Annotated in this window: 25 protein-coding genes and 1 riboswitch; of the genes, 10 read left to right on the forward strand and 15 right to left on the reverse strand. The window is 61.9% G+C overall.

Annotated elements, in window-relative coordinates:
- Positions 1-67: 67 nt before the first annotated feature.
- Positions 68-1,219 carry a TDT family transporter gene (locus J3A66_RS18730; RefSeq protein WP_041394297.1) on the reverse strand — a complete coding sequence of 384 codons (1,152 nt, stop codon included), beginning with the start codon at positions 1,217-1,219 and terminating at the stop codon, positions 68-70.
- Positions 1,216-2,088 carry a LysR family transcriptional regulator gene (locus tag J3A66_RS18735; RefSeq protein ID WP_041394299.1) on the reverse strand — a complete coding sequence of 291 codons (873 nt, stop codon included), beginning with the start codon at positions 2,086-2,088 and terminating at the stop codon, positions 1,216-1,218. Before J3A66_RS18735 ends, J3A66_RS18730 begins: the two co-directional genes overlap by 4 nt.
- 146 nt (positions 2,089-2,234) lie before the next feature.
- Between J3A66_RS18735 and J3A66_RS18740 the strand changes: the two genes are divergently transcribed.
- Together J3A66_RS18740 and J3A66_RS18745 are read left to right on the forward strand one after the other, a co-directional pair.
- The gene (locus J3A66_RS18740) at positions 2,235-3,302 is read left to right on the forward strand and encodes a sulfite oxidase (protein WP_041394301.1); all 1,068 of its coding nucleotides are present in this window, start codon (positions 2,235-2,237) and stop codon (positions 3,300-3,302) included.
- Positions 3,299-3,811, forward strand: a complete 513-nt coding sequence (locus J3A66_RS18745) for an MgtC/SapB family protein (protein ID WP_052075880.1) — start codon at positions 3,299-3,301, stop codon at positions 3,809-3,811. The genes J3A66_RS18740 and J3A66_RS18745 overlap by 4 nt, the downstream gene beginning before the upstream one ends.
- 50 nt (positions 3,812-3,861) lie before the next feature.
- Here J3A66_RS18745 and J3A66_RS18750 read toward each other — a convergent pair whose 3' ends face one another.
- From J3A66_RS18750 to J3A66_RS18765, 4 genes are read right to left on the reverse strand one after another with little or no spacing between them, the layout of a single operon-like run.
- Positions 3,862-4,632, reverse strand: a complete 771-nt coding sequence (locus J3A66_RS18750; protein WP_052075881.1) for an anti-sigma factor — start codon at positions 4,630-4,632, stop codon at positions 3,862-3,864.
- Positions 4,629-5,138: an RNA polymerase sigma factor gene (locus J3A66_RS18755; protein WP_041394245.1), complete on the reverse strand. Its 510-nt coding sequence runs from the start codon at positions 5,136-5,138 to the stop codon at positions 4,629-4,631. The genes J3A66_RS18750 and J3A66_RS18755 overlap by 4 nt, the downstream gene beginning before the upstream one ends.
- A 1-nt stretch (position 5,139) precedes the next feature.
- Positions 5,140-6,579 carry a YncE family protein gene (locus tag J3A66_RS18760; RefSeq protein WP_041394247.1) on the reverse strand — a complete coding sequence of 480 codons (1,440 nt, stop codon included), beginning with the start codon at positions 6,577-6,579 and terminating at the stop codon, positions 5,140-5,142.
- 1 nt (position 6,580) lies between these two features.
- On the reverse strand, positions 6,581-6,946 hold the full coding sequence (locus J3A66_RS18765) for a DUF305 domain-containing protein (protein ID WP_229668351.1): 366 nt from the start codon (positions 6,944-6,946) through the stop codon (positions 6,581-6,583).
- 167 nt (positions 6,947-7,113) lie between these two features.
- Positions 7,114-7,190: riboswitch (Fluoride riboswitch) on the forward strand.
- Positions 7,191-7,213: 23 nt separating this feature from the next.
- Between J3A66_RS18765 and J3A66_RS18770 the strand changes: the two genes are divergently transcribed.
- Both J3A66_RS18770 and J3A66_RS18775 read left to right on the forward strand, forming a co-directional pair.
- On the forward strand, positions 7,214-8,572 hold the full coding sequence (locus J3A66_RS18770; RefSeq protein ID WP_041394249.1) for a voltage-gated chloride channel family protein: 1,359 nt from the start codon (positions 7,214-7,216) through the stop codon (positions 8,570-8,572).
- A 25-nt stretch (positions 8,573-8,597) separates the two neighbouring features.
- Positions 8,598-8,981 carry a DUF190 domain-containing protein gene (locus J3A66_RS18775; RefSeq protein ID WP_055756328.1) on the forward strand — a complete coding sequence of 128 codons (384 nt, stop codon included), beginning with the start codon at positions 8,598-8,600 and terminating at the stop codon, positions 8,979-8,981.
- 340 nt (positions 8,982-9,321) lie between these two features.
- Here J3A66_RS18775 and J3A66_RS18780 read toward each other — a convergent pair whose 3' ends face one another.
- From J3A66_RS18780 to J3A66_RS18790, 3 genes are all read right to left on the reverse strand, one after another.
- Positions 9,322-10,053, reverse strand: a complete 732-nt coding sequence (locus J3A66_RS18780) for a PEPxxWA-CTERM sorting domain-containing protein (RefSeq protein ID WP_209570676.1) — start codon at positions 10,051-10,053, stop codon at positions 9,322-9,324.
- A 249-nt stretch (positions 10,054-10,302) separates the two neighbouring features.
- On the reverse strand, positions 10,303-10,644 hold the full coding sequence (locus J3A66_RS18785; RefSeq protein WP_209570677.1) for a hypothetical protein: 342 nt from the start codon (positions 10,642-10,644) through the stop codon (positions 10,303-10,305).
- A gap of 729 nt (positions 10,645-11,373) precedes the next feature.
- Positions 11,374-11,841, reverse strand: coding sequence for a hypothetical protein (locus tag J3A66_RS18790; protein ID WP_209570678.1), 468 nt, complete (start codon positions 11,839-11,841; stop codon positions 11,374-11,376).
- Positions 11,842-12,087: 246 nt separating this feature from the next.
- On the opposite strand from J3A66_RS18790, the gene J3A66_RS18795 reads away from it, so the two are divergent.
- Positions 12,088-12,549 (forward strand): hypothetical protein, encoded by a 462-nt coding sequence (locus J3A66_RS18795; protein ID WP_209570679.1) that lies wholly within the window; start codon positions 12,088-12,090, stop codon positions 12,547-12,549.
- A gap of 546 nt (positions 12,550-13,095) precedes the next feature.
- Entirely contained in the window at positions 13,096-13,728 is a 633-nt protein-coding gene (locus tag J3A66_RS18800) for a tyrosine-type recombinase/integrase (protein ID WP_192100115.1), read from the forward strand.
- Between the two features lie 110 nt (positions 13,729-13,838).
- Here J3A66_RS18800 and J3A66_RS18805 read toward each other — a convergent pair whose 3' ends face one another.
- Positions 13,839-14,330, reverse strand: coding sequence for a MucR family transcriptional regulator (locus J3A66_RS18805; protein ID WP_031439578.1), 492 nt, complete (start codon positions 14,328-14,330; stop codon positions 13,839-13,841).
- A 1,368-nt stretch (positions 14,331-15,698) separates the two neighbouring features.
- Here J3A66_RS18805 and J3A66_RS18810 point away from each other — a divergent pair.
- Positions 15,699-16,640 (forward strand): hypothetical protein, encoded by a 942-nt coding sequence (locus J3A66_RS18810; protein WP_209570680.1) that lies wholly within the window; start codon positions 15,699-15,701, stop codon positions 16,638-16,640.
- A 659-nt stretch (positions 16,641-17,299) separates the two neighbouring features.
- On the opposite strand, the gene J3A66_RS18815 is transcribed toward J3A66_RS18810, so the two are convergent.
- The gene (locus J3A66_RS18815) at positions 17,300-17,689 is read right to left on the reverse strand and encodes a type II toxin-antitoxin system VapC family toxin (protein WP_209570681.1); all 390 of its coding nucleotides are present in this window, start codon (positions 17,687-17,689) and stop codon (positions 17,300-17,302) included.
- A complete protein-coding gene (locus tag J3A66_RS18820) occupies positions 17,686-17,928 on the reverse strand; it encodes an AbrB/MazE/SpoVT family DNA-binding domain-containing protein (RefSeq protein ID WP_209570734.1) in 243 nt (80 codons plus the stop codon). The genes J3A66_RS18815 and J3A66_RS18820 overlap by 4 nt, the downstream gene beginning before the upstream one ends.
- A 240-nt stretch (positions 17,929-18,168) precedes the next feature.
- Here J3A66_RS18820 and J3A66_RS18825 point away from each other — a divergent pair, with 240 nt between their 5' ends.
- On the forward strand, positions 18,169-19,287 hold the full coding sequence (locus J3A66_RS18825; protein ID WP_209570682.1) for a tyrosine-type recombinase/integrase: 1,119 nt from the start codon (positions 18,169-18,171) through the stop codon (positions 19,285-19,287).
- A gap of 101 nt (positions 19,288-19,388) precedes the next feature.
- Here the strand turns inward: J3A66_RS18825 and J3A66_RS18830 are convergent, their stop codons facing one another.
- Together J3A66_RS18830 and J3A66_RS18835 are read right to left on the reverse strand one after the other, a co-directional pair.
- Positions 19,389-19,937: a sugar O-acetyltransferase gene (locus J3A66_RS18830; RefSeq protein ID WP_281064249.1), complete on the reverse strand. Its 549-nt coding sequence runs from the start codon at positions 19,935-19,937 to the stop codon at positions 19,389-19,391.
- Positions 19,938-19,939: 2 nt separating this feature from the next.
- Positions 19,940-20,629, reverse strand: a complete 690-nt coding sequence (locus tag J3A66_RS18835; protein WP_209570683.1) for a DUF1349 domain-containing protein — start codon at positions 20,627-20,629, stop codon at positions 19,940-19,942.
- 71 nt (positions 20,630-20,700) lie between these two features.
- Here J3A66_RS18835 and J3A66_RS18840 point away from each other — a divergent pair, with 71 nt between their 5' ends.
- Positions 20,701-21,249: a TetR family transcriptional regulator gene (locus J3A66_RS18840; RefSeq protein WP_192099468.1), complete on the forward strand. Its 549-nt coding sequence runs from the start codon at positions 20,701-20,703 to the stop codon at positions 21,247-21,249.
- A 151-nt stretch (positions 21,250-21,400) separates the two neighbouring features.
- Positions 21,401-22,498 (forward strand): biotin carboxylase, encoded by a 1,098-nt coding sequence (locus J3A66_RS18845; protein ID WP_209570684.1) that lies wholly within the window; start codon positions 21,401-21,403, stop codon positions 22,496-22,498.
- Positions 22,499-22,967: 469 nt separating this feature from the next.
- Here the strand turns inward: J3A66_RS18845 and J3A66_RS18850 are convergent, their stop codons facing one another.
- The gene (locus J3A66_RS18850) at positions 22,968-24,227 is read right to left on the reverse strand and encodes an ROK family transcriptional regulator (protein WP_209570685.1); all 1,260 of its coding nucleotides are present in this window, start codon (positions 24,225-24,227) and stop codon (positions 22,968-22,970) included.
- Positions 24,228-24,319: the final 92 nt, after the last annotated feature.

The raw sequence follows: 24,319 nt of genomic DNA on the forward strand, positions 1-24,319 counted from the left end.
CCACGCTGGCGGATCGAAGCGGCGTTCTGCAAGTGATCGGACCGACTGATCCGATCATCAGGGTGGATCAGTTCGGGGTAGCGATGCAGGGCGAGACGAACAGGTTGCCGCGCCATGCTCCGGCGAGCGTCTTGGCACCGACCAGCAGCCACATCGCCGCGAGCGCGATCGTCAGCACCGTGCCGACGATACCGAAGAAGCCGAGGTTCAGCGTCGTACCGAGGCGGAAGGTGGCGACGGTGTAGACGCCGAGCGGGAAGGTATAGCCCCACCAGCCAAGGTTGAATGGGACGCCGGCGCGCCAGTAGCGGATGGTGATGAGCGTCGCGAGCGCCAGCCACCACAGGCCGAAACCCCACAGGCAGAGCCCGACGACGACGCCGATCCCTTGCGCGACGGTACCGACATCGACCAGCCCGTGCGCCGCGAGGATCGCCGGCGCATCCGCCCCAAGCACCAGCATACCCAGCGCCCCGGTGCCGATCGGCCCCAGCGCGAGCCAGGATGATGCCGCCATGCTCTCGTGCGGGAGCTTGTGGAGCGCCATGCGCAGGATCAGGATAGCGAGGATGCCAAACGCGACCGGCACCGAATAGGCCCACAGCACATACGAGGTCGCGAGCGTCACGATCTGCGCGTGGGGATCGACCAGATGCGGCGCGAGCAGCCCGCCGCTGGCACCCGCCACTTCCGCTGCGACGACCGGCAGCAGCCATACCGCGGTCATGCCGTCCAGGCTGTGCTCGTGGCGGGTAAACATCAGGTAGGGGATCAACACGCCGCAGGCGAGCGACATGGCGACGTCGATCCACCACAGGACGTGTGCGACCGGCACGATGCCGTTACCGAACCGCACGATCCCGAAGGCGAGGCATCCGTTGATGATCGTCGCCAAGCCCATCGGAATGGTCCCGATGAACATCGACACGGTGTTGTGGCCGAAGATGCGCCGTGCCTCATGCCCGAACATCGCCCAGCGCGCGCCATAGAGACCGGCGAACAGGATGAAGAGCGCGATGTTGAAGAACCACAACACCTCGCCAATCGGTTTGAGCGCGGGGCCGATGCCGGGCACCTGCGGCAGCGCGAGAGCGAGGATGCCGGTGCCCATGGTCGCGGCGAACCAGTTGGGCGTGAACTGGCGGATCATCTCGCGCGGATGGTCGAGCCGGCTGAGCGGCTTGAGGCCGGTCAGGACCGGAGGTGTTTTGGCAGTCATGCGACCTGCTCCTTGATAAGGTCCGTCAGCGCGTCCGCCGCGCGGGTGCGATAGCGTTCCTTGTGGCGCAGCGCGTGGAAGGCGCGATCGGGCAGCCCCAGCGGCAGCTCGACCAGATCGCCCGCCTTCAACGCACGAGCGACGACCAATCGCGACAATACGGCGACGCCGGCACCGGCCTCGACCGCGGTACGCACCGCCTCGTTGGACGGCAGCGTCATCGCTACCGTCAGCTGGGCCGGATCAAACCCGCGCGTTCGCAGCACGTCCTCGAAGGTCGAGCGCGTGCCCGAACCCTGCTCGCGGACGATCCAGCGTTCAGCGCGAAGCCAGTCCTCGTCGACGCGCCCGGCGTCCTCACGGCCGACCAGCACCATCGGGTCACGCCCGACATTCCAGAGGGCGAGCGCCGGTTCGTCCACCTCGCCCTCGACGAAACCGAGCTCCGCCGCGCCGCTCAGGATCTGCGCTGCCGCACCTTCGGTGTTGTCGATCGCCAGTTCGACCGCGATCTGCGGGTGGCGTTCGTGGAAGGCGGCGAGCTTTGCCGGCAACCAGTAGCTCGCGATCGTCTGGCTTGCGACGATCCGCAACGAACCACGGGCAAGCCCGGCATAGTCCGCCAGCATCGTCTCGGCATGCGCTGCCCGCCCCAGCACCGCGCGCGCTTCCTCCAGAAAGCCGCGGCCTGCTTCGGTCAGCTGGATGCCACGCCCGACACGGTGAAACAGAGGAACCCCGTAGCGCGCCTCCAGAGCCGCGACCGCGCCGGACGCAGCAGACTGCGTGACGTTCAGCGCCTCCGCTGCCTTGGTGACGTGTTCGCGCTCGGCGACACCGACAAAGATTCTGAGCTGCTCCAAGGTCATGCAGCTTATATCGCGCACTCTGATCGATACGACCAACCGTTTGATCTGTTTATTTCAATCTGGATACCGGAACGATCGGTAATCCTTCGTCTGCGATAGTCTTGAAGACTTGAAGCGATCCGCGCGCTTGCGGCGTTGGTTCGTCCATGACTGATATGATCGAGCGCAAATCCGAGCCCTACAACGCCGAGCCGACGCCCGGCGCGCTGATCGAGCGGTTCCTGACGCCGCAGGCGCTGTTCTACGTGCGCAGCCATGGTGCGGTGCCTGATCTGCCTGCCGATCACCGGATCGAGGTCAGCGGGATGAGCATGGAAAGACGCTCCTTCTCGGTGGAGGAATTGAAGAGCGCGTTGGCCACGCGGACGGTGACGGCAGTTCTCCAGTGCGCCGGCAACCGGCGCACGGATCTCCAGCCGGTCGCAAAAACGTCCGGCGACCCCTGGGACGTGGGAGCGATCGGCAATGCGGAATGGACCGGCGTACGACTGTCCGACCTACTGGATGCCGTCGGTGCGCCGGATGCGTCCGACCTGTTTGTGGCGTTCACCGGCGCGGACGAGGTGGACGTCGAAGGCGAGGAAGCATTGTTCGGGGTCTCGATCGCCATGGACAAGGCGCGGCAACCCGACGTCCTCATTGCCTGGGCGATGAACGGCGAGCCGCTGACGCCCGAACACGGCGCACCGCTCCGCATGGTGGTGCCGGGCTATGCCGGGGTGCGGAGCGCCAAATGGCTGACACGGATCGAGGTGCGCGACACGCCATCCGACGCACCGATCCAGGCGCACGACTACAAGCTCTTTCCTGCCGATGTGACGAGCGACACCGTCGACTGGAGCCAGGGTCTGACCATCAATGCCATGCCGCTCAACGCCGCGATCTGCGTGCCCGGCTCTGGCGAAAGCCTGCCGGCCGGGGAGGTGCGGATCGAGGGCTATGCCATCGCCTATGATCGCCGCGTCTCTCGGGTCGAAGTGTCGATAAACGGTGGTCGCGACTGGCAACAGGCGACGTTCACCGATGATCCGGAGGCGCACTGGGGTTGGCGGCGCTGGACCCTCGACGCCACGCTCGTCAAGGGGCGCCAGCACCTTGTCGTGCGCGCCTTCGACGAGACTGGACAGGGTCAGCCCGAGCGGCCGGATACGATGTGGAACTTCGCCGGCTATCTGTGCACCGCCTGGCATCATGTGCACGTGCTGGTCGAATGATCGAAGCATCAGCGGCATCGGACCTCGGCTTTTGGATCGACGCGATCGGGCGGCTGGTGGTGGCGACCGCGGCTGGGATGGTGCTCGGCTGGGAACGCTCGCGCGAGAACCGGCAGATCATGGGCTTGCGGACGCTGGGCCTCGTCGGTCTGGCGAGCTGCATCGCCGTGCAGGCGATCGTGCACAGTGGCTTGCCGAATGTGAACGCCGATGCCGCAGGGCGGGCGATGCAGGGCATTTTGTCTGGCGTCGGTTTCATCGGTGCCGGTGCGGTGCTGCGGGTCGGCCAAGGTCAGGAAGTGCATGGACTGGCGACCGCCGCGTGCATCTGGGTGACAGCCACGATCGGCGCGGCAGCAGGGTTGGCGGTGTGGCCGCTCATCATCGGCGGGTTGAGCCTTGCGATGCTCGTACTGTTCGTCGGCGCTCCGCTCGAACGTCGCATTCGCGAGCGGGCCAGGCTGACTCCGGCAGAGGCCGACCGGAAGGATGCCGAGCGCAAGCCGTGATCCCGCTGGTCCGCCCAGTGCCTGTCGCGCTGAGAACCGGCCACGCGCTATCAGGACACAAGCGCCGCATCGGCCTGGCGCCGGACCTCGTTGGCGATCGGATGCAGCTCGGCAGCGGGGCGCTCCCCCACCACACTATAGCCGATCCCGTCGACCGCCCATGTGACCCGGCCCATGGTCCCGCTGGACGTGCTGGTCATGCTTGCGCTCTTGTCGATTTGCATGGGCCTCGTCAGCACCGCGAGCTTCGACGCTTGCGGTCCATCATAGAGGAGCAGCGCCGCAGGGCCGTGGGGCGTCGCGACCAATCGCCCCCCGCCATAGCGGTAACCCGCTGTGCTAAGGTCCGGGATGGTCACGCGCTCACCCAATCGGCTGGAGGTCCACCGGATCAGCATGGCGCGCTGGTCGGGGCCGATTTCCGCCGGTCGGATCCGGTCGGCGGCATAGACACGGAAATTGTCGCTCGCCTCATTGGCCAGCGCCGCGATGCCCGCGTGGGGTTCGCCGCTCCACCGCGCGCTCGACCAACCACCGCCAAATCCGACCGCCAGCAGAAGCGACGCGGCGATGGCGAGTTGCCAAGGCGGTTGGCGTTGCCGTCCCCTGATGGCTGCGACGCGCATCGTCGCCGGGATCGGTTCCTCCGCGATGGGAGCGAACAGGGACGCAAGGGCTCGCGCCTGCTCCGCCTGCTCCCGCAAACGGGCATGCACGTCCGGCTGGCCTTCAAGGTAAGCGTCGACCAGACGCTGCCGCTCGGGCGACAGCCTGCCATCGATCCACGCGGCCAGATCGTCTTCTCCGATCGGGCTGGTCATCGAATACTCCTTAATCGTGGCCGTTCATCCTCCTGGAGGAGCGTCGCCAGACGGTCGCGCCCCCGCGATATGCGCGACATCACCGTTCCCAGCGGCACGCCGACGACGGCAGCGACTTCCCCATATGACAGACCTTCGACGGAAATGAGGAGCAGCACCGTCCGCTGCTCCTCGGGCAACGCATCAAGTGCGCGCAACAGGTCTCGGTGGTGCAGGCCTGCGTCCTGATCGGCCGGGTGGCCGAGCGCAGCGTCGTCCACGAGGTGGAGCGGAACCGCCGTACCTCGCCGGCTATGCTGCCGCTGATGGTCGACCAACAGATTGTGCAGGATCGCATAGATCCAGGGGCGAACCTCCGTCCCGCGTCGTTGCCGCCAGCGCCCGACCGCGCGCTCAAGGCAATCCTGCACCACGTCATCCGCCATCGCCCGATCGCGCAACCACGACCGGGCATAACGGCGCAGACCGGGGACCAGGGGCTCGATCGCGGCGGCAAGCGGGTCCATCTCAGTCGCGCTGCACCTGCACGATGCGGCCCGGTGCGCCATTCACTACCTCGGCGACCGCCAGAAAGCGCCGGGGGGCCGCTGCACTGCCCTGAACGATCTGCCGGATCGGACCCGATGCGTTGACGATCGCCGCACCTGCCGGATTGCTCATGAAGTTCGCAAGCGGCTCTACCGCACCGCTGCCGTCCGCGTTGGCGGTGAGCACGAGCATATAAGGCTTCTTGGGCTGCAAACCGGTAACGGCACTCTGCACGACCTGAATGATGCCCTGGTCGAAGAGGGTAATGCTGCTTGCCGCACCATTGCCTCCAACTGGCCCCATGTTCAGATGCACCGCCTTGCCTGCCGTACCGAGCGGTTGGAGATTGTCGGTGCCGGGGCCTGTCGGAATAGCGTTCGGCACATAGGCGATCGCCTGCGGTGCCTGTCCGACCGGCACGGTGGCAACGACCTTGTTGCCGGCGGTGTCGATCGCGGCAAGTTCATCGGCATTCTCCAGCCCGACATAGATGCGCCGGCCGTCGCCCGATGGCCAGACGCCGTGCGGCATCTTGCCGACCGGGATGGTAGCGACAAGCGCGAAGTCGGACGTGCGGAACACCTTCACCGCGTTTTCCCCGCCCACCGTGACATAGGCGAACTGTCCCCTGACCGTGCGGGCGAAGTTGACGTGATTGGTGATCGGTCCGGTATCCAGCACCTTGAGGATCGCGAAAGGCGGCCTGGCATCGAATGCGACCGTCTTGCCGATGTCCTTCAGCGTGAACCACACCTGCTTGCCGTCCGGCGTCGCGGCGATGTTGGGACAGAACGGACTCGGCTGCGCCACCTGTCCGACCTGCGCGTGGGTCGAGACATCGAACACGGCCAGCACCGGATTGAACGAGGAACAGACATAGCCGTATCGGCCATCGGGAGAGAAGATCGTCATGCCCGGACCACCGGGCGTCTTGATGCGACCGGTCTCCTTGTACGTCGTGGGGTCGAGCACGGCGATGTAATCCTCGCCGCGTACCGTAACCCACACCTCCTTGCCGTCCGGCGTGAAGAACGCCTCATGCGGGCTGCGCCCGACATAGGTCGTGTGCTTGACGGTGTTGGTGGCGGTGTCGATCCACGACACGGCGTTGGATCCGATCGACACGACCGCCAGTGTTTTCCCGTCCGGCGAGAAGCCGAGGCCGTGAACCAGCACCTGCCCCTTGTAGAGCGGGGAAAAATTCATCGGCTGCGGATCGCCGAGCTTGATGACGCCGAGCAACCTGTTGTCGGCCGGGTCCGTCACCGACACCGTGTTGGAGAATTGTTCGGATGCATAGACGCGGTCGCGGTGGCTGACAGGCACGTCCTTGGCGTTCCACGGCGCCTGCTGGGCCATGGCAATGCCCGGTGCGGCGCTCATCAGCAAGGCGGCCGAGCGCAGGAAGGTCGGGATCATGTCAGTGCTCCATATGGCTGTGGTGGTCGCCGCCCTGCGTCGGGGCTGGCGTCGAAGGGGGTAGCGGCTGACCGATCGCCAACTTCATGGCGGCGATCTCCTGCTGCTGATCGATGATGATCTCCTGCGCAATGCGCTTGAGCTGCTCGTTATGGCCGTAGCGCAGCTCTGCCACCGCCATATCAATGGCGCCCTGGTGATGCGGAAGCATCATTGCGACGAAGTCGCGGTCGACGTCGCCGGACGGCTTGACCATCATGCCCGCCATCATCCGGTCCATCGCGGCAGATACCATGCTGGCGTAGCCATCGGCGGGGGCGGCCGCGACTGCGCCGGTGAGCATGGCCGAAGCAGTCAGACCCAGCATCCAATTTCGTCTACGCATAAGCCTCCGGCGCATCAGTCTCGAAAGCGTAGACGACGCCCGTCGGGGTTTATTCCATGGGTGCAGTCATTTTATCGATCTTCACCAAGACATATGGTCCCTTCGCAACCCTGCGGTTGGTTGACCAGGTCGCCGTCGGACATCATATGCTCGGGCACGGCGATGGATTTCCGCCGGGCCATTCGGCCGAACCGCCCTCGCAAGGGCCGATGATTCCTACCAAGCGCCGCAAGGCAGCAAGGAGGAATCGTGCGCGCGACATTTCGCAATCTCTACGACCAGTTCAACATGGCAGCGTTCATTCGCGATCGCCGCACCCATGCCATGTCGGTGCTGCGGTGGGCTTTGATCCTGGTCCCGATGGCCGCAACGGTGGGAACGCTCTGCGCGGCCTTCTTGTGGAGCCTCGATGCCGTGACCCGGCTTCGCTTTGCCTTTCCCTGGCTGCTCTACCTGCTGCCGATCGGCGGGTTCATGGTCGGACTGCTCTACCATCTGACAGGGCGCTCGGTCGAAGGCGGTAACAACCTCATCGTCGAGCAAATCCATGAACCGGGGGGCGGTGTGCCGCTGCGCATGGCCCCGCTCATCTTCTTCGGCACGGTCGTGACGCACCTGTTCGGGGGATCGGCGGGGCGTGAAGGCACCGCCGTGCAATTGGGCGGCAGCCTTTCCAGCGGCTTCGGCCGCGCACTCAAGCTGGATGCGGAAGCGACACGCATCCTGCTGATGACCGGAATCGCGGCGGGCTTTGGCGCGGTCTTCGGGACGCCGATCGCGGGCGCGGTCTTCGCGCTGGAGGTCCTGGCGATCGGCCGGGTCGAGTATCGTGCGCTAGTACCATGCTTGGTCGCGGCACTGGTGGGTGACTGGACCTGTCTTTCCTGGGGCATTCATCACGGCGCCTACCATGTCGATGCGATGGTGCCGGTCGACGCGTCGCTCGTCTCAAAAGCCAGCCTCGCGGGCGTCGTATTCGGATTGGTCGGGCTGGCCTTTGCAGAGGCCAACCATGCGCTCGGCGGATGGCTGAAGCGCGTGATACCCTATGGCCCACTACGACCCGTTATCGGTGGTTTGGCCGTGATCGCGCTGGTCTGGCTATTTGGCACGCAAGATTATCTCGGCCTAGGCACGCTGGCGGCAACGCCGGGTGGCCTGACCATTGCCAGCTTCTTCGGCTCCAATACGTACCCGTGGAGCTGGGCGCTGAAGCTGCTTTTCACCGTCGTCACCCTAAGTGCCGGCTTCAAAGGCGGGGAGGTGACCCCGCTGTTCTTCATCGGCGCGGCGCTCGGCAATGCGCTCGCGCCCGTATTTGGAGTGCCGACGGGGGTGTTCGCGGCGATCGGCTTCGTCGCGCTGTTCGCGGGTGCAGCCAACACGCCGCTTGCCTGCACCTTCATGGGGATCGAATTGTTTGGCGCGACCTATGCCGTGCCGATCGCAGTCGCGTGCTTCGTCGCCTACCTCTGCTCAGGCCACAACGGCATCTACCTGTCGCAGCGCGTCGCTGTACCAAAGGTACCTGCCGCACACCTCACACCCGACGCGACCCTGCGCGATGCCCGCACGCACCGCGCTTCTCGCCGGCGCACGCGCGCCTGATCCTGTTTCCTGTCGAAAGCCCGTCATGCCCAACCGTTTCACTGTCCATCACCGCGAAGTCGGGATGCTGCGCATCTATCTAAAACCGTCCGACAAGATCGGCCCGCGTCGCTTCTGGGGGGCAAAGCCGCTCTATCGTGAGCTGATTCGCACCGCGAAGGCGGACTGCATCATCAACGCCGTCGCGCAAAATACCCATTACGGCTTCAGCAATCACGAATCGATCCGGGAGAACGGCTCGGAAATTGCCGATCCGCATCTGACGATCTGTGTCGAACTGGTCGGCGATCACGATCAGCTCGACCTTTTCTGTCGCCGGCATGGAGATCTGCTCGGCGACAAGGTGATCGTCTACAAACGACTGGAGCATTGGACTATCACGCGCAAAACTGAGCTAACCAGAGCCTGATTGGCGTTCCCGTAAAGGAAGTTCCAGCGGGAAAGGCTTGGAGCGGCAGTAGTTTCATCGTCGCTGAACGCGCCGCTTTCTCAAAATCTGTTCCCAATTGAGTTTTCCCGAAATTGCCTGCCGGACATGGAAAAACGGGAATCTGATGATGGCTCGAACGGCAGGTTTCAGGATCGTGCGACTACAGGCCGAACGACCGGGTTTGGGCGGAAGCGGAATGGCCGCTTTGGGCCGATCTCAATCGGTAGCCCGAATGTCGCGACGTGGTGGAGAGCAGAAATGACAAAGCCGCCAGCCTTCGGCTGACGGCTTCGTCTCACCCTTTGAGATTCGCAACCCGTCAGGCGTAGGTCGTTGTCGTGGTGCGACGACGGTAGCGAACTGCTCCGCCGACCATGCCTAGGCCGACGAGCATCATTGCCCAAGTGGCGGGCTCGGGGACTGCGGATGTGGAAAAGCTACCGCTGTACGCGCCTAAGATAGTGCCCCTCTGGCGAGTGTTGGGATCGAGAGTGGTATAACTAAAGCTGAGCCGGTCCGCGTTGCGTGGATCTTTAAGTTCGTCCAGCCCCAGACCGCTTTCGCCATTCTCCGCGCGGAAGAACGCATTGATCGCTAGTGCCCCGAAAGCGCCTGCCCCTGTCGCGAACGGCGTTTCGAGCGACGATCCTGTACTGCGCGCGCTAGCGAAGTTGAACGTCGTAACCAGCACCGGTTCGCTGAACGGTTGACCAAAAAAGGTGAAACCGCGGCTAATCGATAGCAGGGGTTCAAAACCCGGCGCTCCCGACAGGGTAAAGGCGTAATTCCCAATCGTTGCCGAAAAATCCGTCACTGGCAGGTCGTAGAACGCGTCCTGGTCGCCACCTTCTAAGAAAGTAAGAGCGGTCGTATCAAGCGTGAAGGTAAAACGGAACGGAGACCCGTTCGAGGCCGCAGCGTTCCTGACCAAAGCTCCCTGGGAAGCGTCTACGCTGCCTTGTCCAGAAAATACGATTTTTGCGGCCTCTGCGGGAACGCCAAGCCCAAGCCCAACTCCTACAAGACCCACTGCCGTTAACGCACGTAGCATAGTTGCCCTCCCTATTTTTCGTCGAAGTGGCAACAGGGATAGCGTTCTGTCAAGGAACCCCTTTCATTGAGAATGCTCGAGAAAACCACGAATGAACGCCTAATGGATGATAGCGAAATGGCGGATTTTGGTGGAATGTAGGCGGTCCGCTTCCGGTGAGGTAGCAGCGATAGCCGACACGGGACGACTGCCGCCTTTCCCCAAAACAATCCGAAGATGGGACGATTGGTCTGCTGGCAGGCGACGCCGTTAAGGGATCTGCCGGTGCAGCGTTCTTGCGATGAGCCAAAAGTGCAGAAGCTGCACCGCGACAAGCACCGCGCCCATCCCGATCGCCGTAGGAAGCACGAGGCCTTCTTGCCCGGGTCGGGCCGGGACGTTGAGCGCCATGATCGTAATGAAGCCAAGTGAGACAATTGCCAATGCCGGCATGAAGGCAAGGGCGAGGCGCCGAGGTGCCGACCAGGTTACTTCACCTGTGACCCACCATTGCATCGGCAGCCGGTCTTCGCTGTGGAACGAGGCATCGGCTCGGTAAGCTAAAGCACAAATCACCAGAACGGAGATCACCGAAACGACCACGATGCTCATGAGAGGACTCCTTCGGGCGATAAGATAGCACCTCATTTGGTCGTCCGCATCGTTTTCTCGATTGGGAACCCATTGGCAGGACAGTCGCGCGGGCGGTCACGCCGAGAGCCGTCCGCCCCCCTTTTCGCAAAACCTGTTCCCGATTGCTCATTCCCGAAATGGCCAGTCGGGGAACGGAAAAGCAGTTAGAGATTGCGCTTAACGAGTGGCCGTTATTGGGAGCCCGGATCACCGGCCTGAACGTCCGAGTGTGGGCGTAAGCGGAAGGGCTCGAATGGAGAAGATCAGCGGACGTTCCGCAAAGCGCGCCGGGACAGGAACTTCACGGTAAAGCGACTAGCGAGCAGCGCGATTGGTGTGACCACCGCAAGCGCCGTCAGACTACCCATCAACACGGCACCCGGCGGAGCGTCGTCCACCTCCATCGTAAGCACCCAATGTCCAAACGATATACATAGCAAAGCCGGTATGGTCAGCGTTCCTATCGCCATCGAAAGAGGGTCGCTCTTCGTAGCGGCGCGGCTAACGGCCGCTATCGTGCCCGCGATCAGGAAAACACCTAAGACGATGCCAATGAGGACTAGTAGGCTAAAAAGCATCTGACCTCCATGCAGGCGCTGTCGAATGCCTTCAAGTGGGGGGCAAGCGGAATGACCGAGATTGGCGGAGAGCGGAAGGGCGGCTTTCGTGCTCGATGCGGGGAAAGTGGACAAGCACAAGCCGCGGGCGTCACATTTCTTGACTGGTCTGAACGCCAGCAAAAAAGGCCTTAGAGGCCGCGCAAAGATCGGCGCTGTTCCCGCCGCCAAACCACGCGAAAGGAGATACCTCCAGCCCGGTTTGCCCAGGCCATTTAATCATTCCGAGAGCGTGTAGATGATAACCTCTGCCACCATGTTCGTACCAAACAATCTGTTTATCACCATGTTGATACGCTCGTAAAAAACGTCGCTGTGGAACAGCATGGTCGCGGATCACATCTGTTGAATTGAACGGCGCCCCAGCGTCAGCGAACCCTTGTTTGAAAAATCTGTTAAGTCGTGCGACTGCTTCAGGCTGTAAATCGCTCAAGTGATACACCGCCTTTGCACCGACCGATGTGCAGGCAGCTAACTTTGGCATCGGCGCGCTGGGCTCGGGATATTCTCTTTGCATTGGTCCGACTAAGCCTATTAGGAGCGCCAATTCAAAAAGCATTGTTATTCCTTCGCTAGAAGCCAGACGTGGCTGAGCGGCGCTCCGCTACCCCGTCAATATAAATGTTAGTCTAGCATTTGGCGCGAGCAAACGGTGAGAAGCGGCCGCATGTGGGCGTAAGCGGTATGACCGAGATTGGTGGATTGCGGCCCGACTGCTTTTAGGTGAGGTTCGATCAAGGCAGACGTTGACGGGCTACGATTGCCGCCGTCAATTTGCCTCAACGATGTAGCCGGGAGATAGCAGATGATTGCTTTAGTGGTCGGCCTCATGATGACAGCCGCCTCTCCAAGCTCGGCAGAGCTAACAGTCGTCTGTGAAATTGGAAGCATCGCCCTGCGCGATCTGCCAACCATCAACCGCAACAAAGGATTTGATTCCTACTACGTCGCTCCCGACCCAAGTCGCCCTGATCTGCTGATGACTTGCCCTAGGCTTAAAGGTGAAATCCCCAAAGGCTATCCCATTGCAGACGACGATGCGCGATCGCGAGCAGCGGTGCACGCGCCTATTCCCGGCCAACACATCCGAGAAGCCTTCATCTATTCTGTCGGAGTTCCACAGATTAGTAGCGACGTTAAAAGCGCCGTCGTTCGTTTCGCCTATTCGTGCACTGGCCTCTGCGGTGGAGAATTAGAGGCTCGCTATATTCGCACATCAAAGGGATGGCAGCGCGAGGGTCAGATCCGCATGCTCTCCGTCTCTTAAGCGCACTAGCAGCTGAACAATCGGTAGATTGCGGGCAAGCCAACGCACAACCGAGATGACCGATTATGAGCGGAAGCGAATGGCGGGGATTTGTGGATTGCGGAAGGTCCGCTTTGGAGCAAAGGTGACGGTAAAGCTGCCGTCGTTGTATCCTAATGGCAGGGAGGAAACACGATTTTACCCTTTTCGACGATTAGCTTACGGCACATCTGATCGCGTGGTTGCGCGGTGACGGCGCACACGCCACGAACTCGTTTCGAAGTAAGCCGCTTGCCTCTTGGCAACTCGCAGAGCCCGGACTGACATTGTGCGCCGCTGCTGCAACTGCGGCCTGCCAATTCGACTCTGGCTGCGGGTTTGAGTTGTAGAGAAGAGATTAATAGGAGTGCAGCTGCAAACATTGTCGAGCTCCATGTTACATCGTGAAAGTCAGGCCACAGTTCAAACTGAATGCACCTAGCAATCCAGAGTAAATGCCCCTCCGGAAAAGCCATGCCACCCCGTGCCCGTTCTCTCCTTGGCCATGATGGCCACGGAGAGAAAGCTATGGGTACGTCAGAGTTCGACCCAATCGCAGGCAAACGCTCCCCCTGGAACGGCGGGCGCAAGGTGGGTGCCAAGCGTGCGCTCAAGCCGCGACAGGTCTGGGCCATTCGCTTCTTCCTCGATCAGCACCAGCGACTACGGGATCGAGCGTTGTTTGACCTGGCGATCGACAGCAAGCTGCGTGGTTGCGATGTGGTGAGGATGAGGATCGGCGATATCGTCCTTGGTGGCCATGTCCGAACCCGTGCGATCGTCGTCCAGGCGAAAACAGGTAGGCCGGTGCAGTTCGAGTTGATGGCGGACGCCCGAGCAAGCTTGCTGGCATGGCTGGAGAGGCGAGGTGGTTCGCTTGCCGACTATGTCTTTCCTAGCCGAACCGATCACGCCCGCCCGCTCAGTACCCGCCAGTACGCCCGGCTGGTAGCCGAATGGGTGAACGGGATAGGGCTGCGCCGCGAAGAGTATGGGACGCACTCGCTTCGGCGGACCAAGGCTTCCATCATCTACAAGGCGTCGGGCAATCTTCGCGCGGTGCAGATCCTGCTCGGCCACGCCAAGATTGAGAATACCGTCCGCTACCTTGGCGTCGATGTCGAAGACGCTTTGACCTTGTCAGAGGGCATCGAGGTGTAACCTATACCGGCTTCTCGCCACTGTGAGAAGCCGGACCGGACGGACGAGCGGCAGAAGCAGCCCTTCCCCTGCCGCCCAAAGGCTGGCCCCCAATGGAAGCCAGCTTTTACTTACTCGGCCGTTTCAACTTTTGGCTTTTTGGATTTTGCTGGGGCCTTCGATGCCGTGCCATCGCCGCTGCGGCTGCTACCCAAGCCAATCCTATGGGCCATCGCACGGCGCGCTTCCGAATAGGTCGTTGCAACCATCGGATAATCAGCCTTCAGATTGTACCGCTCGCGATATTCTTCTGGCGTCAGGCCGTGCGTCGTGAGGTGTCGGCGAAGTGTCTTGTATGGCTTGCCATCGATCATGCTGACGATGAAGTCCGGGTTGGCCAGCGACTTACGGGCCGACACTGCCGGGGTATATTGCTCGGCATCAGCGACAGGGGCGTTCGCCTCGTTGGCACCGCCGATTAAAGATTGAACGCTGGAGTGCATCTGGGCGAGAAACGCTGGAACGTCATCTGCTGATGTTCGCGTGTTTGGGTTCGACAACCATGCAATCGTCAGCTCGGTTGCAAGCTCGACGGCGTCTAGCTGAATAGTTTCGTCAGACATCATTCACTCCACGTATGTCACCGCCATCTGGGGTCGCCTTTTTACAAAAACAACCGCGGCTACATGCGACTGAAGCAATCAACCAAGTCTCCGCATGAATAAATAGCGATGCAAGTGGTGCCAATATGTAAGTGATTGTGCCATTTTGGCCGTGAGGGAAGCAGGGTAAGAACGACACATTATTGAAGACATTTGCACCCAATATGCGCACCTTCGTGCGAGCATGAGCCAAATGATCTTCAAGGTTGGCGGGGTGCAGTCCGGCAATCTTTGGCTCTGCTGCTACTGCCGATGACACCTATGGTCAGGCCATGGACGGCAGCGAAATGGCCGGAATTGGTGGAAAGCGGTCCGACTGCTTTCAGCGGTAATGCCCGGTTAGCGGACGATCTGCTTACGACAGAAAGCCGACACCTACTTGCGGGAGCCACGGAATATCAGCCAATTTCCAGCAATTAAGATGGCAAATCCGAACGCCAGGCCAATCAGCATCGCCTGACTTTTAGCCGCGTGACACGGGTTGCCCGGCACAGGACCGATTACGTCTTCGGCACAGTCGCCCAGGGCGCTGAAGCCCACAAGCACTAGGGTGACGGCCGAGGCAATGACGGTCCACGCTTCTGCAGCAAGAGTTCGCATCAAGCTAGCTCGCCTCCAGCCGAACAACGCTACCGGCAAGCATGGCGCAAGCCAGATTAACAAGACCCAAACTCCACTTTGCATGTGTCCCTACTCGCTTGGGGTCATCGCAAGACGCGTGAACCACATAGTGAGTAAGCTAACGAACGACGGCTATCGGGCAAGCGCTCCGCGACAAGAATGACGACATGTGGGCGTGAGTGCAGTTGCTTGGATAGAGAGGAAAGCGGACGCTGGCAGTTAGTGTGAGCCGAACCACATGCCCGCAACGTAGGCTATGCGCGCCCCCCCAAGTGAGCGCTGTGAAAACTCCGCATACAACCAACGCCGCGTTTCCCAAATCCGCCAGCTTGCGGCTCATTCTTCTACGCTCCATCATTGACGGTGTGATAGCGTATTTACCCATTCGAATGTCTGCAAGTGGGTGAAGGCGGAATGGTCGGAATGGAGAGGAAAGCAGACGGGGGGCTTTTGGGGCCGCACTCCGAGAAATTTGCCATCGAATGCGCCCGTCAAATGCATCAAATCTTGCACCGGCGGATACCCAGCTTTCCTGCCGCTCTCTGTCCAATGCGAAATCCGTGAGTTTCGCATTGCGGAACCTGTAACGGTAGCTATCAGCTAGGCGGAAGTCAGTGGTAAGCCTGTGTCCTGCTACATAATCGCAGAAGGCCGAAGGCATAGCCGTCCGGCTGTGATGCGCTGGGCCATCTCTTAGGAGTTTTGCAAATGAGAGTTGTTCTTGAGCTCCTTGGTGTCTGTTCCGCCGCGCTGATGTTATCCGGTGCGGCGCCGGCTCAGACGGCGGACGAGGAATTCGTGCATCAACGTCTGGCGCGGGCCGGCTTTACCCCGCTCGATGAAATGACCTTCGGCGGCCGTGACGTACGTCGGGTGTTGCCCGTCGATCCCTACGGCATGCTCCCAATCCCCGGTATCGAACTGGAACGTCACGCTGATGGGCGCCTGACCCTCCGCGCACAATACCGTGGCTGGACCGGGCAGGTCTACGACGTGTCCCCTGGAGAATGGCAGCAGGTATTAGGCTTAGAGGCCGCGACGTATGCGCAGCCAGCTAAGAGCAGCACGCGATCGGACCCAAATGTTATGGTGCACTGCTGGAGCGGGTTTTTAGAAGCCAGCCCCGACAAAGCGGCAAGTTGGTGGGGTTGCAACGACGGAACGCGCCCCGCTCAAGCCTATACCGAAGCCGTTCTCACGCTCACCATGCGGAAGATGGATTGCCAGCCGAGCGAGAAGGAGACGCTCTGGCGCTTTTCCGAGTGTCTAGCCAGACCGCGCAAGCTTGATGACCCGGCACTCGCAGCAAAGCTAACCGAACTTCAAGCGCGGTGGGAGAAAGAACGTGAACCGGGCTCGGAAATACTGGCTAGGGCGCGCCTTGCTTTGAGAGCGGCGCGCGCGACCCGGACAGAAACCCTCGTCACCACTGCTCATGACGCGGTATTCGCCTTCGGGCGCCAGCAGGAGGCGCTCCGTACGATCCTCCAGACGGGTTTCTACCCTCTCCAAGCCGCTGAAGGCCGCGGCGGAGGAGACGCTGTCATTGTGGACGACATGCGGCGGAATTGGCTCAAAGACATCAACTCACAAGAACAGAACTACATCGGGTTGCTTGAGGAATTAGCGCGCATTCAGGCGCATGGCTAAGACACCCAACGGTGAGCCAGCGATCAACCGGAAGGCACGGCTGATGGGGACTGCCAATCGGCGGCTTTGTGCGGCTGCCCTGATGCAGAACTTTTGATGTTTGCACTAGAAATGACCACAATAGAACGATAGATCTGAATGAATGTCCGCTTTCGGACGCGCCAATTTGTAACCCGAGTGTCCGGTATTGGGCGTGAGCGGCCGGGCAGCTTTTACCCCACGCCCTGTCGGAAAACACACGATTTTCGCTGGCATTGCCCAGGCAAAGGACGCCGTCATTAATCAGGGCTCAGCGTGTGCGACAAACCCTGTCGCTTTGCCCAAGTAGGCGGAAACTCGATTTTGAAGGTTTCCCGTCACTCCCGATCGTTAGCGCAGAACTCGGTCTCTTTTATCCAAAACTCCTTATGAACGAATCGAGCTTGCGTATCGTGGCGGTATCTCGCTGAGCGCGGCCGGAGCAATGCTGGCGGTTGCGCTGCTTCTCGTTTGGTCTTGGCTCCGCCGAAAAGCTCCTCGGGGCTTGGGCGGTCTCTTGCCTGAATACCCATGGACGTAAGAGACGGTCTGTTCGATACGACCGGCAAGGAACGGCACGGCGCGTGCTAGCTGCTCGCATACTCGCTCGACAGCGGCCCTCGGAGCTCGAACCCTGTCGTTTACCGAATGGGCACTACCTTGGCGCCGGCCGCGACGGCAACGTCCTTCCACGCGCGGTCCGCAGTATAGGCCGGTACGCCCAAGCGCTTTGCAAGCGCCAGGCAGAACCGGTCGCCCAAGGAGAGCCCTGCCGAACTGGTGACAGCCCGAAGTACGCCGGCGTCCCAGCCAAGCGCATCGTCCGCGGCCACGACGGCGTAGGGCAGCGCTCCAAGCATCGCCCGGACTTCCTCGATCGGAGCGCCCAGATGGACGAAATGGCTCACCACCTCTGCCTGGTTGAACACACCGACCGCCGCGTCTGCCACAACCCCAGCCACCTTACTTGCTCCACGCTCCCCCTTAAGCAGAGCGATGACCGCAGAGGCGTCGAGCACCGCGCTAGTCATTCGCCGCTGTCCGCGCGCCGGTTGGCGAGAAAGGCGTCGACCGACGCATCGGGATGGCTCGCATATTTCTTCGCGATCGCCTGCGCGCGCGCCACGGCTTGGGTAACGGTACGCAGCACGACGCCTTCGTCCGTTTCCTCGAGTAGGACCGCTCCGCCGCCTTCAAGTCCCAAGCGTTTGCGAATGGCTGCCGGCAGGCTCATGCGTCCGTTGGCAGTGATGTTCACTTGTAGCGTCATCGGGCAGGTAATCTCACTTTTGGCACAGAAGGCCGTCTTTACCACACCTTTTTCAAACGACACAGCAGGGTCGATGGTTCCCACCCGGCGTCAGCTGGTACATGTCCTAATTAGCGATAACGCTGATTCCCGCTAATTACAGGGTGGCGCAGATTTGGGTGATCGGTTAGCCCGTTTCGAGAATACCAGGCGGTCTGTCTTAACGGCCGCTTGGATGAACACGCGGCGCAGGAGGTCGGCTTGGCCGATGATGACATCGATGACACCGCTCGCGTCGACCGCGCGGATCTGGACGCGATCGTGGCTGACGCGTTGGTCGTCGTTGATCAAGTCCAGTCGCTCGAACCCTATCTCCCGCAGCTCGCCCCCCAGGATCGCGAGCGCGTCGACGACTATGTCCGCCGGGCCTCGTCCGATGCGACACTCCGCGCCTACAAATCGGATTGGCGGCTATTTTGCGCATGGTGCCAAGAAAATGGCTATCGCCCGCTTCCCGCGACGCCGGCGACGGTCGCCGCGTTCCTGACACTGCTCGCAGAGAGCGGGTTCAGTCCCCAAGACCTTCGCCGGACGAAGCGCGGTACGGTGCTGCCGCGCAAGGAACCGGTGCCTCTCGGCCGCGCGACGATTGGTAGGCGACTTGCTGCCATTGTGTTCGCGCACCGCGCGGCGGATCTCGAACCGCCAACCTCGCAACCCGACGCGTCCCGCCTCGAGCGTGCCATGCGCGGCATTCGGAAAGACAAGCGCGGCGAACTGCCCGGCAAGAAGCGGCCGGCAGACGGCGACGTGCTGCGTGACATGGTGCGCGCGATCACGGGTGAGGATCTGCGCAGCTACCGCGACCGCGCGCTACTCGCGATCGGGATGGCCGGAGCGTTCCGCCGTTCCGAGCTCGTGGCAATCACCGTTGCGCGTGTGAGCGAGGATAGCCGCGGGCTGCTAGTGCGCATCGCGGCATCGAAGACTGACCAGGAGGGCAAGGGTCACACCGTCGCGATCCCCGACGGCCGCAGGCTTGAACCAGTGAGGCATTACCGCGCCTGGCTCGAGCAGGCAGGCATCACCGGCGGGCCGGTATTCCGCAAACTGACGCCTCAGGGCCGGCTAACCGACAAGCCAATGAGCGCCCAAGGCGTAGCGTTGGTAGTAAAGGCGGCCGCGGTCGCCGCGGGCTACCCGCCCGAATTGTTTTCGGGCCACTCGCTTCGCGCGGGATTCCTTACCGAGGCAGGTCGGCAGAACGCCAATTTGTTTAAAATGAAGGAGCATAGTCGGCATTCATCTTTGGAGATGGTAGCGGAATATGTGCGGGACCATGAACGGTTCCGCGAGCATGCGGGCGAAGGCTTCTTGTAATTACGACCCAGTTGCGGACGTTCGCGGCCGCTTTCGACCGTCCGAACTTCGGACATTCATTCATGTCCATCCGAAGTCCGGCGTATTTGAGTGATCTGCCACTATCTCAGCAGGCGAGCAGGATTTCCCGCCACGGTCGCACCAGCGCGAACATCGCGCGTCACGACACTGCCTGCGCCGACGATCGCATTGTCGCCGACGGTGATGCCCGGCAGGATCAGCGCACCACCGCCTATCCAGACATTGCGTCCGATGATGACCGGCCGACCGAACTCAAGCATCCGGTCACGCTGGACCGGATCGCGCGGATGATCGGCCGTTAGAATTTGCACACCCGGACCGACTTGCGTGCCCGCACCGATCCGCACTGACACGACATCGAGTACCGTGCATCCGTAATTGAGGAACGCGCCCTCGCCCAGATCGATGTTGAAGCCATAGTCGCAGTGGAAGGGCGGCCGGATCGTCGCACCGCATCCGGCGTGCCCGAGACCTTCTACCAAAAGTGCATGGCGCTCCTGCGCGGTGGCGGTCGCGGCGCGGTTGTAGCGATCGCACCACGCAGCGGCGCGCGCCGCATCCTCGACGAGTTCCGGGTCGTCGGCGATGTAGAGCTCGCCCGCCAGCATCCGTTCCTTCTGGGTCATCATGATCAACTCAAGTCGTGAAGGTCCTTACCGAGCGGCGCGGTGATGCTGAGGTCGGAGAACAGTACTTCCAGTCCGGCGCGTTCGGGCGTGCAGGCCATCGGCCCGACCTGATAGGAGGACGCGATCGGAAAAGGCGCGAGCCTGACCAGCGGCCAGGTCTTGCCGTCCGCCGAGACCTGCAAACGCAGGACGCCCTTGGCGACGGTCGCGCGCATCCAGAAATCCTGCGCGTCATGCTCGTAGGGGCCGGTTGCCCAATCGGACTTTCCATCGGTCAGCACGCTGCTCAGCATGGCGCGCCCGTCGGACAATTCGATCCCCGCCTTGACCCAGCGTCGTTCGTCGACCCGCACCATGATGCCGGCCTGATCGTAGAGTTTCTGATACTGGCCGCGAATGCGCAGTTGGGCGGTAAACGCGGCAGGCGCGGTGAAGCCGAGGAAATGACCGCTGTCCCGGGTGAAGCCGTAATGCGTCTCGCGCCAGAAATCGCTGCCCTTGTCGGTGACGAGCGTCAGGTCTCCGCCGGGTGCGGCCTTCCAGGCCTTGGGCGCATTCAGCCAGCGACCGTCACGGCGCCCAAGCGCCGAGATAGCCGGGCGCTGCGCGGTCGCGGCGCCGGCATTTCCCGCGATCGCAAGCGCCGTAGCACCACCGATCACCGCCCGCCTGCTCACCCGATCGTCCGTCATAGCCGCTGCCTTCCAATTACCTTCGATGTTGTGTACATATGTACATATGCCGAGATCGAGGTAAAGAGGCGATGACCCAACAGTCCCGGCGCAACGATCCGACACGGCGGCAGCGCATCGTCGATGCGACGCTAGGAGTTATTGCCGATCTTGGAACCGCGGCAACGACTCATCGCCGCATCGCCGAGGCGGCGCAGGTGCCGCTCGGCTCGGTCACCTATTATTTTGCGACGCTGGAGGACCTGCTCACGGCCGCCTTCCTGCAACTGGCGGCGGACTCCTCCACTGCCTTCCGCGCGCGCCTGGAGTCCGCGACGGACCGCGCAGAGGCGTGTACGGCAGTCATCGACATCATCGCCAACCAGGTCTGGGCGGAACCGCGCACCCTGTTGTTGAGCTACGAACTCTACGCCTTCGCGGCCCGGCACCCACCGGTCAGCGCGGTCATGCAACATTGGATGGACAGCAGCCGAGGCGCCCTGGGCCGCTTCTTCGACCCGCTCACGGCGCGCGCGCTCGACGCGCTGATCGAGGGTATCGGCATCCACAATTCGATCGATCGCGCCCCCCTAGAGCGCGATGCGATCAGGACCATCGTCGAGCGGATTGCCGGGTGTTAGCCGGTCCGATCGATCAGGGTACCCCAGCGCAAATGGCGCGACGGTCAGGGTCAAGCCCATGCGTAAGGTATTACTGCCGCATGACCGCAATCGATGCCCCTTTCATGCGCGCGCCGCTTCGAGCTAAGGCGCGGCGCGCAGGAGAGTATTTATGAAAACAGCGCCGGTCGCCCTTCTCTACCAAGCGCTTCCACCACCGCTGATCGACGGACTGCGAAAGGACGCGAAGCCGGGCGGATATTCAGATGGCGGCGCCGACATTGCTTTCGCCTTGCGGAGTGCGGGCGTGAACGTTGTCACACCCGCCCCCGCGCCAGACGCTTCAGAGGCACTCGACTGGGTATTCCCGGACACGGCCGAGGGCATCCGTAGCGCAGGCGCTGCCGGCGCATCGGTCCTGTGGGCGAACACGGTCTTGTTCGAAGGGCATCCGCTCGAGACGGCGATGGTCGACTTCGACATCGTCGGGCAGCTTCCTGCGGCGATGCAGGCGTTCGACGACAAGTTCGAGACCAACCACCTTCTTGCCAAAGCTGGCCTGCCGGTAGCACGATCGTTTCTGCTGTCTGGCACGGCGAAGGAGAACGTCTGCGCGCTCGCCGATGTCGAGCACGCGTGCGCGTCCCGCGGCATGTCCTTTCCGATGATCGTCAAGCCGGTGCGTGGCCGTGGCAGCCAAGGCGTGACCCTGGTGGAGAGCCTCGATGCCCTGCGCGATGCCGCGACTGCGTTGATCGCAGCCGCCACCTTCGGCGACATGCTGATGGTGGAGGAGTTTCTCGGCGGTGACGAGATGACCGTCACCCTCATGCCGCCCGCGTCCCCGTGCCCGGATGGTTCGCGGGCACCGACGCACTGGGCGTTGCCGCCCGTGTACCGCTTCGATCAGCGCGGGGGGGTAGCACCGTACAACGGCGACGTTCCGGTCACCGCCAACAGCATCGCAATCGCCCCGGAGCGACTACTCGATCCGGCCATCCTGGCGATGATCGAAAGCTGCGTCTCGGCGGCCGCGCTGGTCGACGCCCGCACCGCGATCCGGATCGATTGCCGCGCCGATCGTCATGGTCTGTTCAAATTGTTCGACCTCAACATGAAACCCAACATGACGGGGCCAGGCCGCCCGGGGCGCGACGATCAGGATTGTCTCTCAGCGATCGCCGCCCGCGGCAAGGGTTGGAGCTACGTCGATCTTTTGCAGTCGATGCTTGCTGCCAAATGGAGGCTCGAGCCGCTGGAGGGAGCTTAGCTAAGAACGTCAGCTACGGGGCAGGAGTACCTGCCCATGCTGCCGGTCCGACCCACAACTAGACGATCAGGCCGATCTGCGCGCTTCCTAGCTTCGGTCGTTCATTCATGTAGACTGATCCGCACACCGTAAGCGACAAGTCGAGGACGCGAAACGGCAAAATGTAGGATTTAGCCGCCGTTCCAGAGAAGTGCCGTGAAAGGCGCGTTTCTGACGGACCGGCCATTCGGGGCACTTCGGGGATCGGCCGAGCGGCGAGCGATCCTGACCGATAGCGAACTGTTGGGTTTGGTGAGACCGTGCAAAAATTGCGGCCGTTGCTACGAGTGGCACGAAGTGAACGCGCAGCATGCATTCATGAGGGACGAGGGGCCACGCTACGACCCAGCGCTGTTCCCGCAGTCGGTAAGACTAGCATTAGATTTCTATAGTAGCGCTATGTCAGGGCGTAGCGGTCCGTAGCATGGCGTCAGCTAAGGTTCTTCATAAGAGCGGCGTGAGACGGCAGCGTATGGGCAATGAACGGCAGGATGGCCGCACCGATCGCGACGGCGTCCTCGTCATGACTCGCTCGTTGGATCAAAGCCATGTTCGGGACCGAGCTGCCGAGCGCGGCGATGTTACGATTCAGTTCGAGTATAAGGCTGTCCAGCAGACACGACGGCAGTCGTGCGCCGATGAAGATCGCCGTCGGGTTGAGAAGGGCGTTCACCGTCATGATGGGGAGCGTAAGAGTCTTTGCCGCTTCCAGGGACCAAGCGCGGACAACCGGGTTGTGGCGTTCGACGTCTGCGCGAAGTTCCGCCACGCTACCCGTATATCCCGCTTTCTCCAGCCTGAGTCTAAGTTCAGACAGGGACACGCAGTCCTGGACGGTCGGCCCCGCGGGATGGTTGAAGTTGGCAGGAAGCAGTCCGAGTTCACCTGCTCGCCCGTTTCCGCCGCGCACATACTCGTTGTCCACTACGACAGCACCGCCCAGTCCGGCGCTGATCAACACGTAGAAGAAGTCGGTGAATTGCCGTCCGTTGCCGAACTGCGCTTCCCCGATCGCCGCCGCTGCGGCGTCGTTGTCGCGGAGGACGGGCAGGCTCAGTCCGTCTTGAAGCATGAGTGAGACGTTCGTCGTTGCCCAGACGCCGTATGCGTCCGGCATCTTCGGCAGCGCGATTGTTCCGATATCGTCAGGTATCGCAAGACCGATACCGATGAAGCGTTCTCGGTCCAGTTTCAATGCGTCAGTCGTCTCGGCGTACCACTCCTGAACGAAGTCGACGACCATTTCAGGACTAGGGAAATCCACCTCCTTGACGGATCTCGCGCGAACGCCCCCCGCGAGGTCGAGGATCACGACGGCGACATGATCCCGATCGATGTTGACCCCTAGAGAAAAGCAGCCATCGGGATCGATCGCGAGCCGCGAAGCGGGGCTACCTCTGGGGCCTTTGATGCGGGCGGTCTCGTGGATGAGGCCCTCGTCGATAAGACGACGGGTGATGTTGGCTATGGTGGGAAACGTGAGGCCGGTCGCCGCGGCGAGTTCGGACCTTGAAACCTCGCCTCCTGCGACACGGATAGCCTGCAGGACCACCCGCTGGTTGAAGTCGCTGACGCGGACAAGATTGCTGCCAGACAGGCCGACGGTCAGTCGTGGCTGCCGGTCGTTGCCACGCATGCCGTCGTCCTTGGACACCGTCGCCACCATCTTACCGTTACCGCTATCATTCATCCCCTCCATATTGCATCAAATACGGCTGGTGACGCGAACAAAAATATGGCCGCAGCGAAATGTCGCTGCGGCCTGAGTGAACCCCGTGAGTG

Source organism: Sphingomonas sp. PvP018, from assembly GCF_017876865.1.
Lineage (GTDB): Bacteria > Pseudomonadota > Alphaproteobacteria > Sphingomonadales > Sphingomonadaceae > Sphingomonas > Sphingomonas aerolata.

Excerpts from the sequence above, each read along its gene's own strand:
- J3A66_RS18775 (WP_055756328.1), top strand. The coding sequence starts at position 8,598 with ATGCCCAACCGTTTCACTGTCCATCACCGCGAAGTCGGGATGCTGCGC.
- J3A66_RS18785 (WP_209570677.1), bottom strand. The coding sequence starts at position 10,644 with ATGAGCATCGTGGTCGTTTCGGTGATCTCCGTTCTGGTGATTTGTGCT.
- J3A66_RS18740 (WP_041394301.1), top strand. The coding sequence starts at position 2,235 with ATGACTGATATGATCGAGCGCAAATCCGAGCCCTACAACGCCGAGCCG.
- J3A66_RS18745 (WP_052075880.1), top strand. The coding sequence starts at position 3,299 with ATGATCGAAGCATCAGCGGCATCGGACCTCGGCTTTTGGATCGACGCG.
- J3A66_RS18765 (WP_229668351.1), bottom strand. The coding sequence starts at position 6,946 with ATGCTGGGTCTGACTGCTTCGGCCATGCTCACCGGCGCAGTCGCGGCC.
- J3A66_RS18730 (WP_041394297.1), bottom strand. The coding sequence starts at position 1,219 with ATGACTGCCAAAACACCTCCGGTCCTGACCGGCCTCAAGCCGCTCAGC.
- J3A66_RS18820 (WP_209570734.1), bottom strand. The coding sequence starts at position 17,928 with ATGACGCTACAAGTGAACATCACTGCCAACGGACGCATGAGCCTGCCG.
- J3A66_RS18795 (WP_209570679.1), top strand. The coding sequence starts at position 12,088 with ATGATTGCTTTAGTGGTCGGCCTCATGATGACAGCCGCCTCTCCAAGC.
- J3A66_RS18850 (WP_209570685.1), bottom strand. The coding sequence starts at position 24,227 with ATGAATGATAGCGGTAACGGTAAGATGGTGGCGACGGTGTCCAAGGAC.
- J3A66_RS18805 (WP_031439578.1), bottom strand. The coding sequence starts at position 14,330 with ATGTCTGACGAAACTATTCAGCTAGACGCCGTCGAGCTTGCAACCGAG.
- J3A66_RS18735 (WP_041394299.1), bottom strand. The coding sequence starts at position 2,088 with ATGACCTTGGAGCAGCTCAGAATCTTTGTCGGTGTCGCCGAGCGCGAA.
- J3A66_RS18810 (WP_209570680.1), top strand. The coding sequence starts at position 15,699 with ATGAGAGTTGTTCTTGAGCTCCTTGGTGTCTGTTCCGCCGCGCTGATG.
- J3A66_RS18840 (WP_192099468.1), top strand. The coding sequence starts at position 20,701 with ATGACCCAACAGTCCCGGCGCAACGATCCGACACGGCGGCAGCGCATC.
- J3A66_RS18800 (WP_192100115.1), top strand. The coding sequence starts at position 13,096 with ATGGGTACGTCAGAGTTCGACCCAATCGCAGGCAAACGCTCCCCCTGG.
- J3A66_RS18845 (WP_209570684.1), top strand. The coding sequence starts at position 21,401 with ATGAAAACAGCGCCGGTCGCCCTTCTCTACCAAGCGCTTCCACCACCG.
- J3A66_RS18790 (WP_209570678.1), bottom strand. The coding sequence starts at position 11,841 with ATGCTTTTTGAATTGGCGCTCCTAATAGGCTTAGTCGGACCAATGCAA.
- J3A66_RS18830 (WP_281064249.1), bottom strand. The coding sequence starts at position 19,937 with ATGATGACCCAGAAGGAACGGATGCTGGCGGGCGAGCTCTACATCGCC.
- J3A66_RS18760 (WP_041394247.1), bottom strand. The coding sequence starts at position 6,579 with ATGATCCCGACCTTCCTGCGCTCGGCCGCCTTGCTGATGAGCGCCGCA.
- J3A66_RS18815 (WP_209570681.1), bottom strand. The coding sequence starts at position 17,689 with ATGACTAGCGCGGTGCTCGACGCCTCTGCGGTCATCGCTCTGCTTAAG.
- J3A66_RS18835 (WP_209570683.1), bottom strand. The coding sequence starts at position 20,629 with ATGACGGACGATCGGGTGAGCAGGCGGGCGGTGATCGGTGGTGCTACG.
- J3A66_RS18755 (WP_041394245.1), bottom strand. The coding sequence starts at position 5,138 with ATGGACCCGCTTGCCGCCGCGATCGAGCCCCTGGTCCCCGGTCTGCGC.
- J3A66_RS18750 (WP_052075881.1), bottom strand. The coding sequence starts at position 4,632 with ATGACCAGCCCGATCGGAGAAGACGATCTGGCCGCGTGGATCGATGGC.
- J3A66_RS18780 (WP_209570676.1), bottom strand. The coding sequence starts at position 10,053 with ATGCTACGTGCGTTAACGGCAGTGGGTCTTGTAGGAGTTGGGCTTGGG.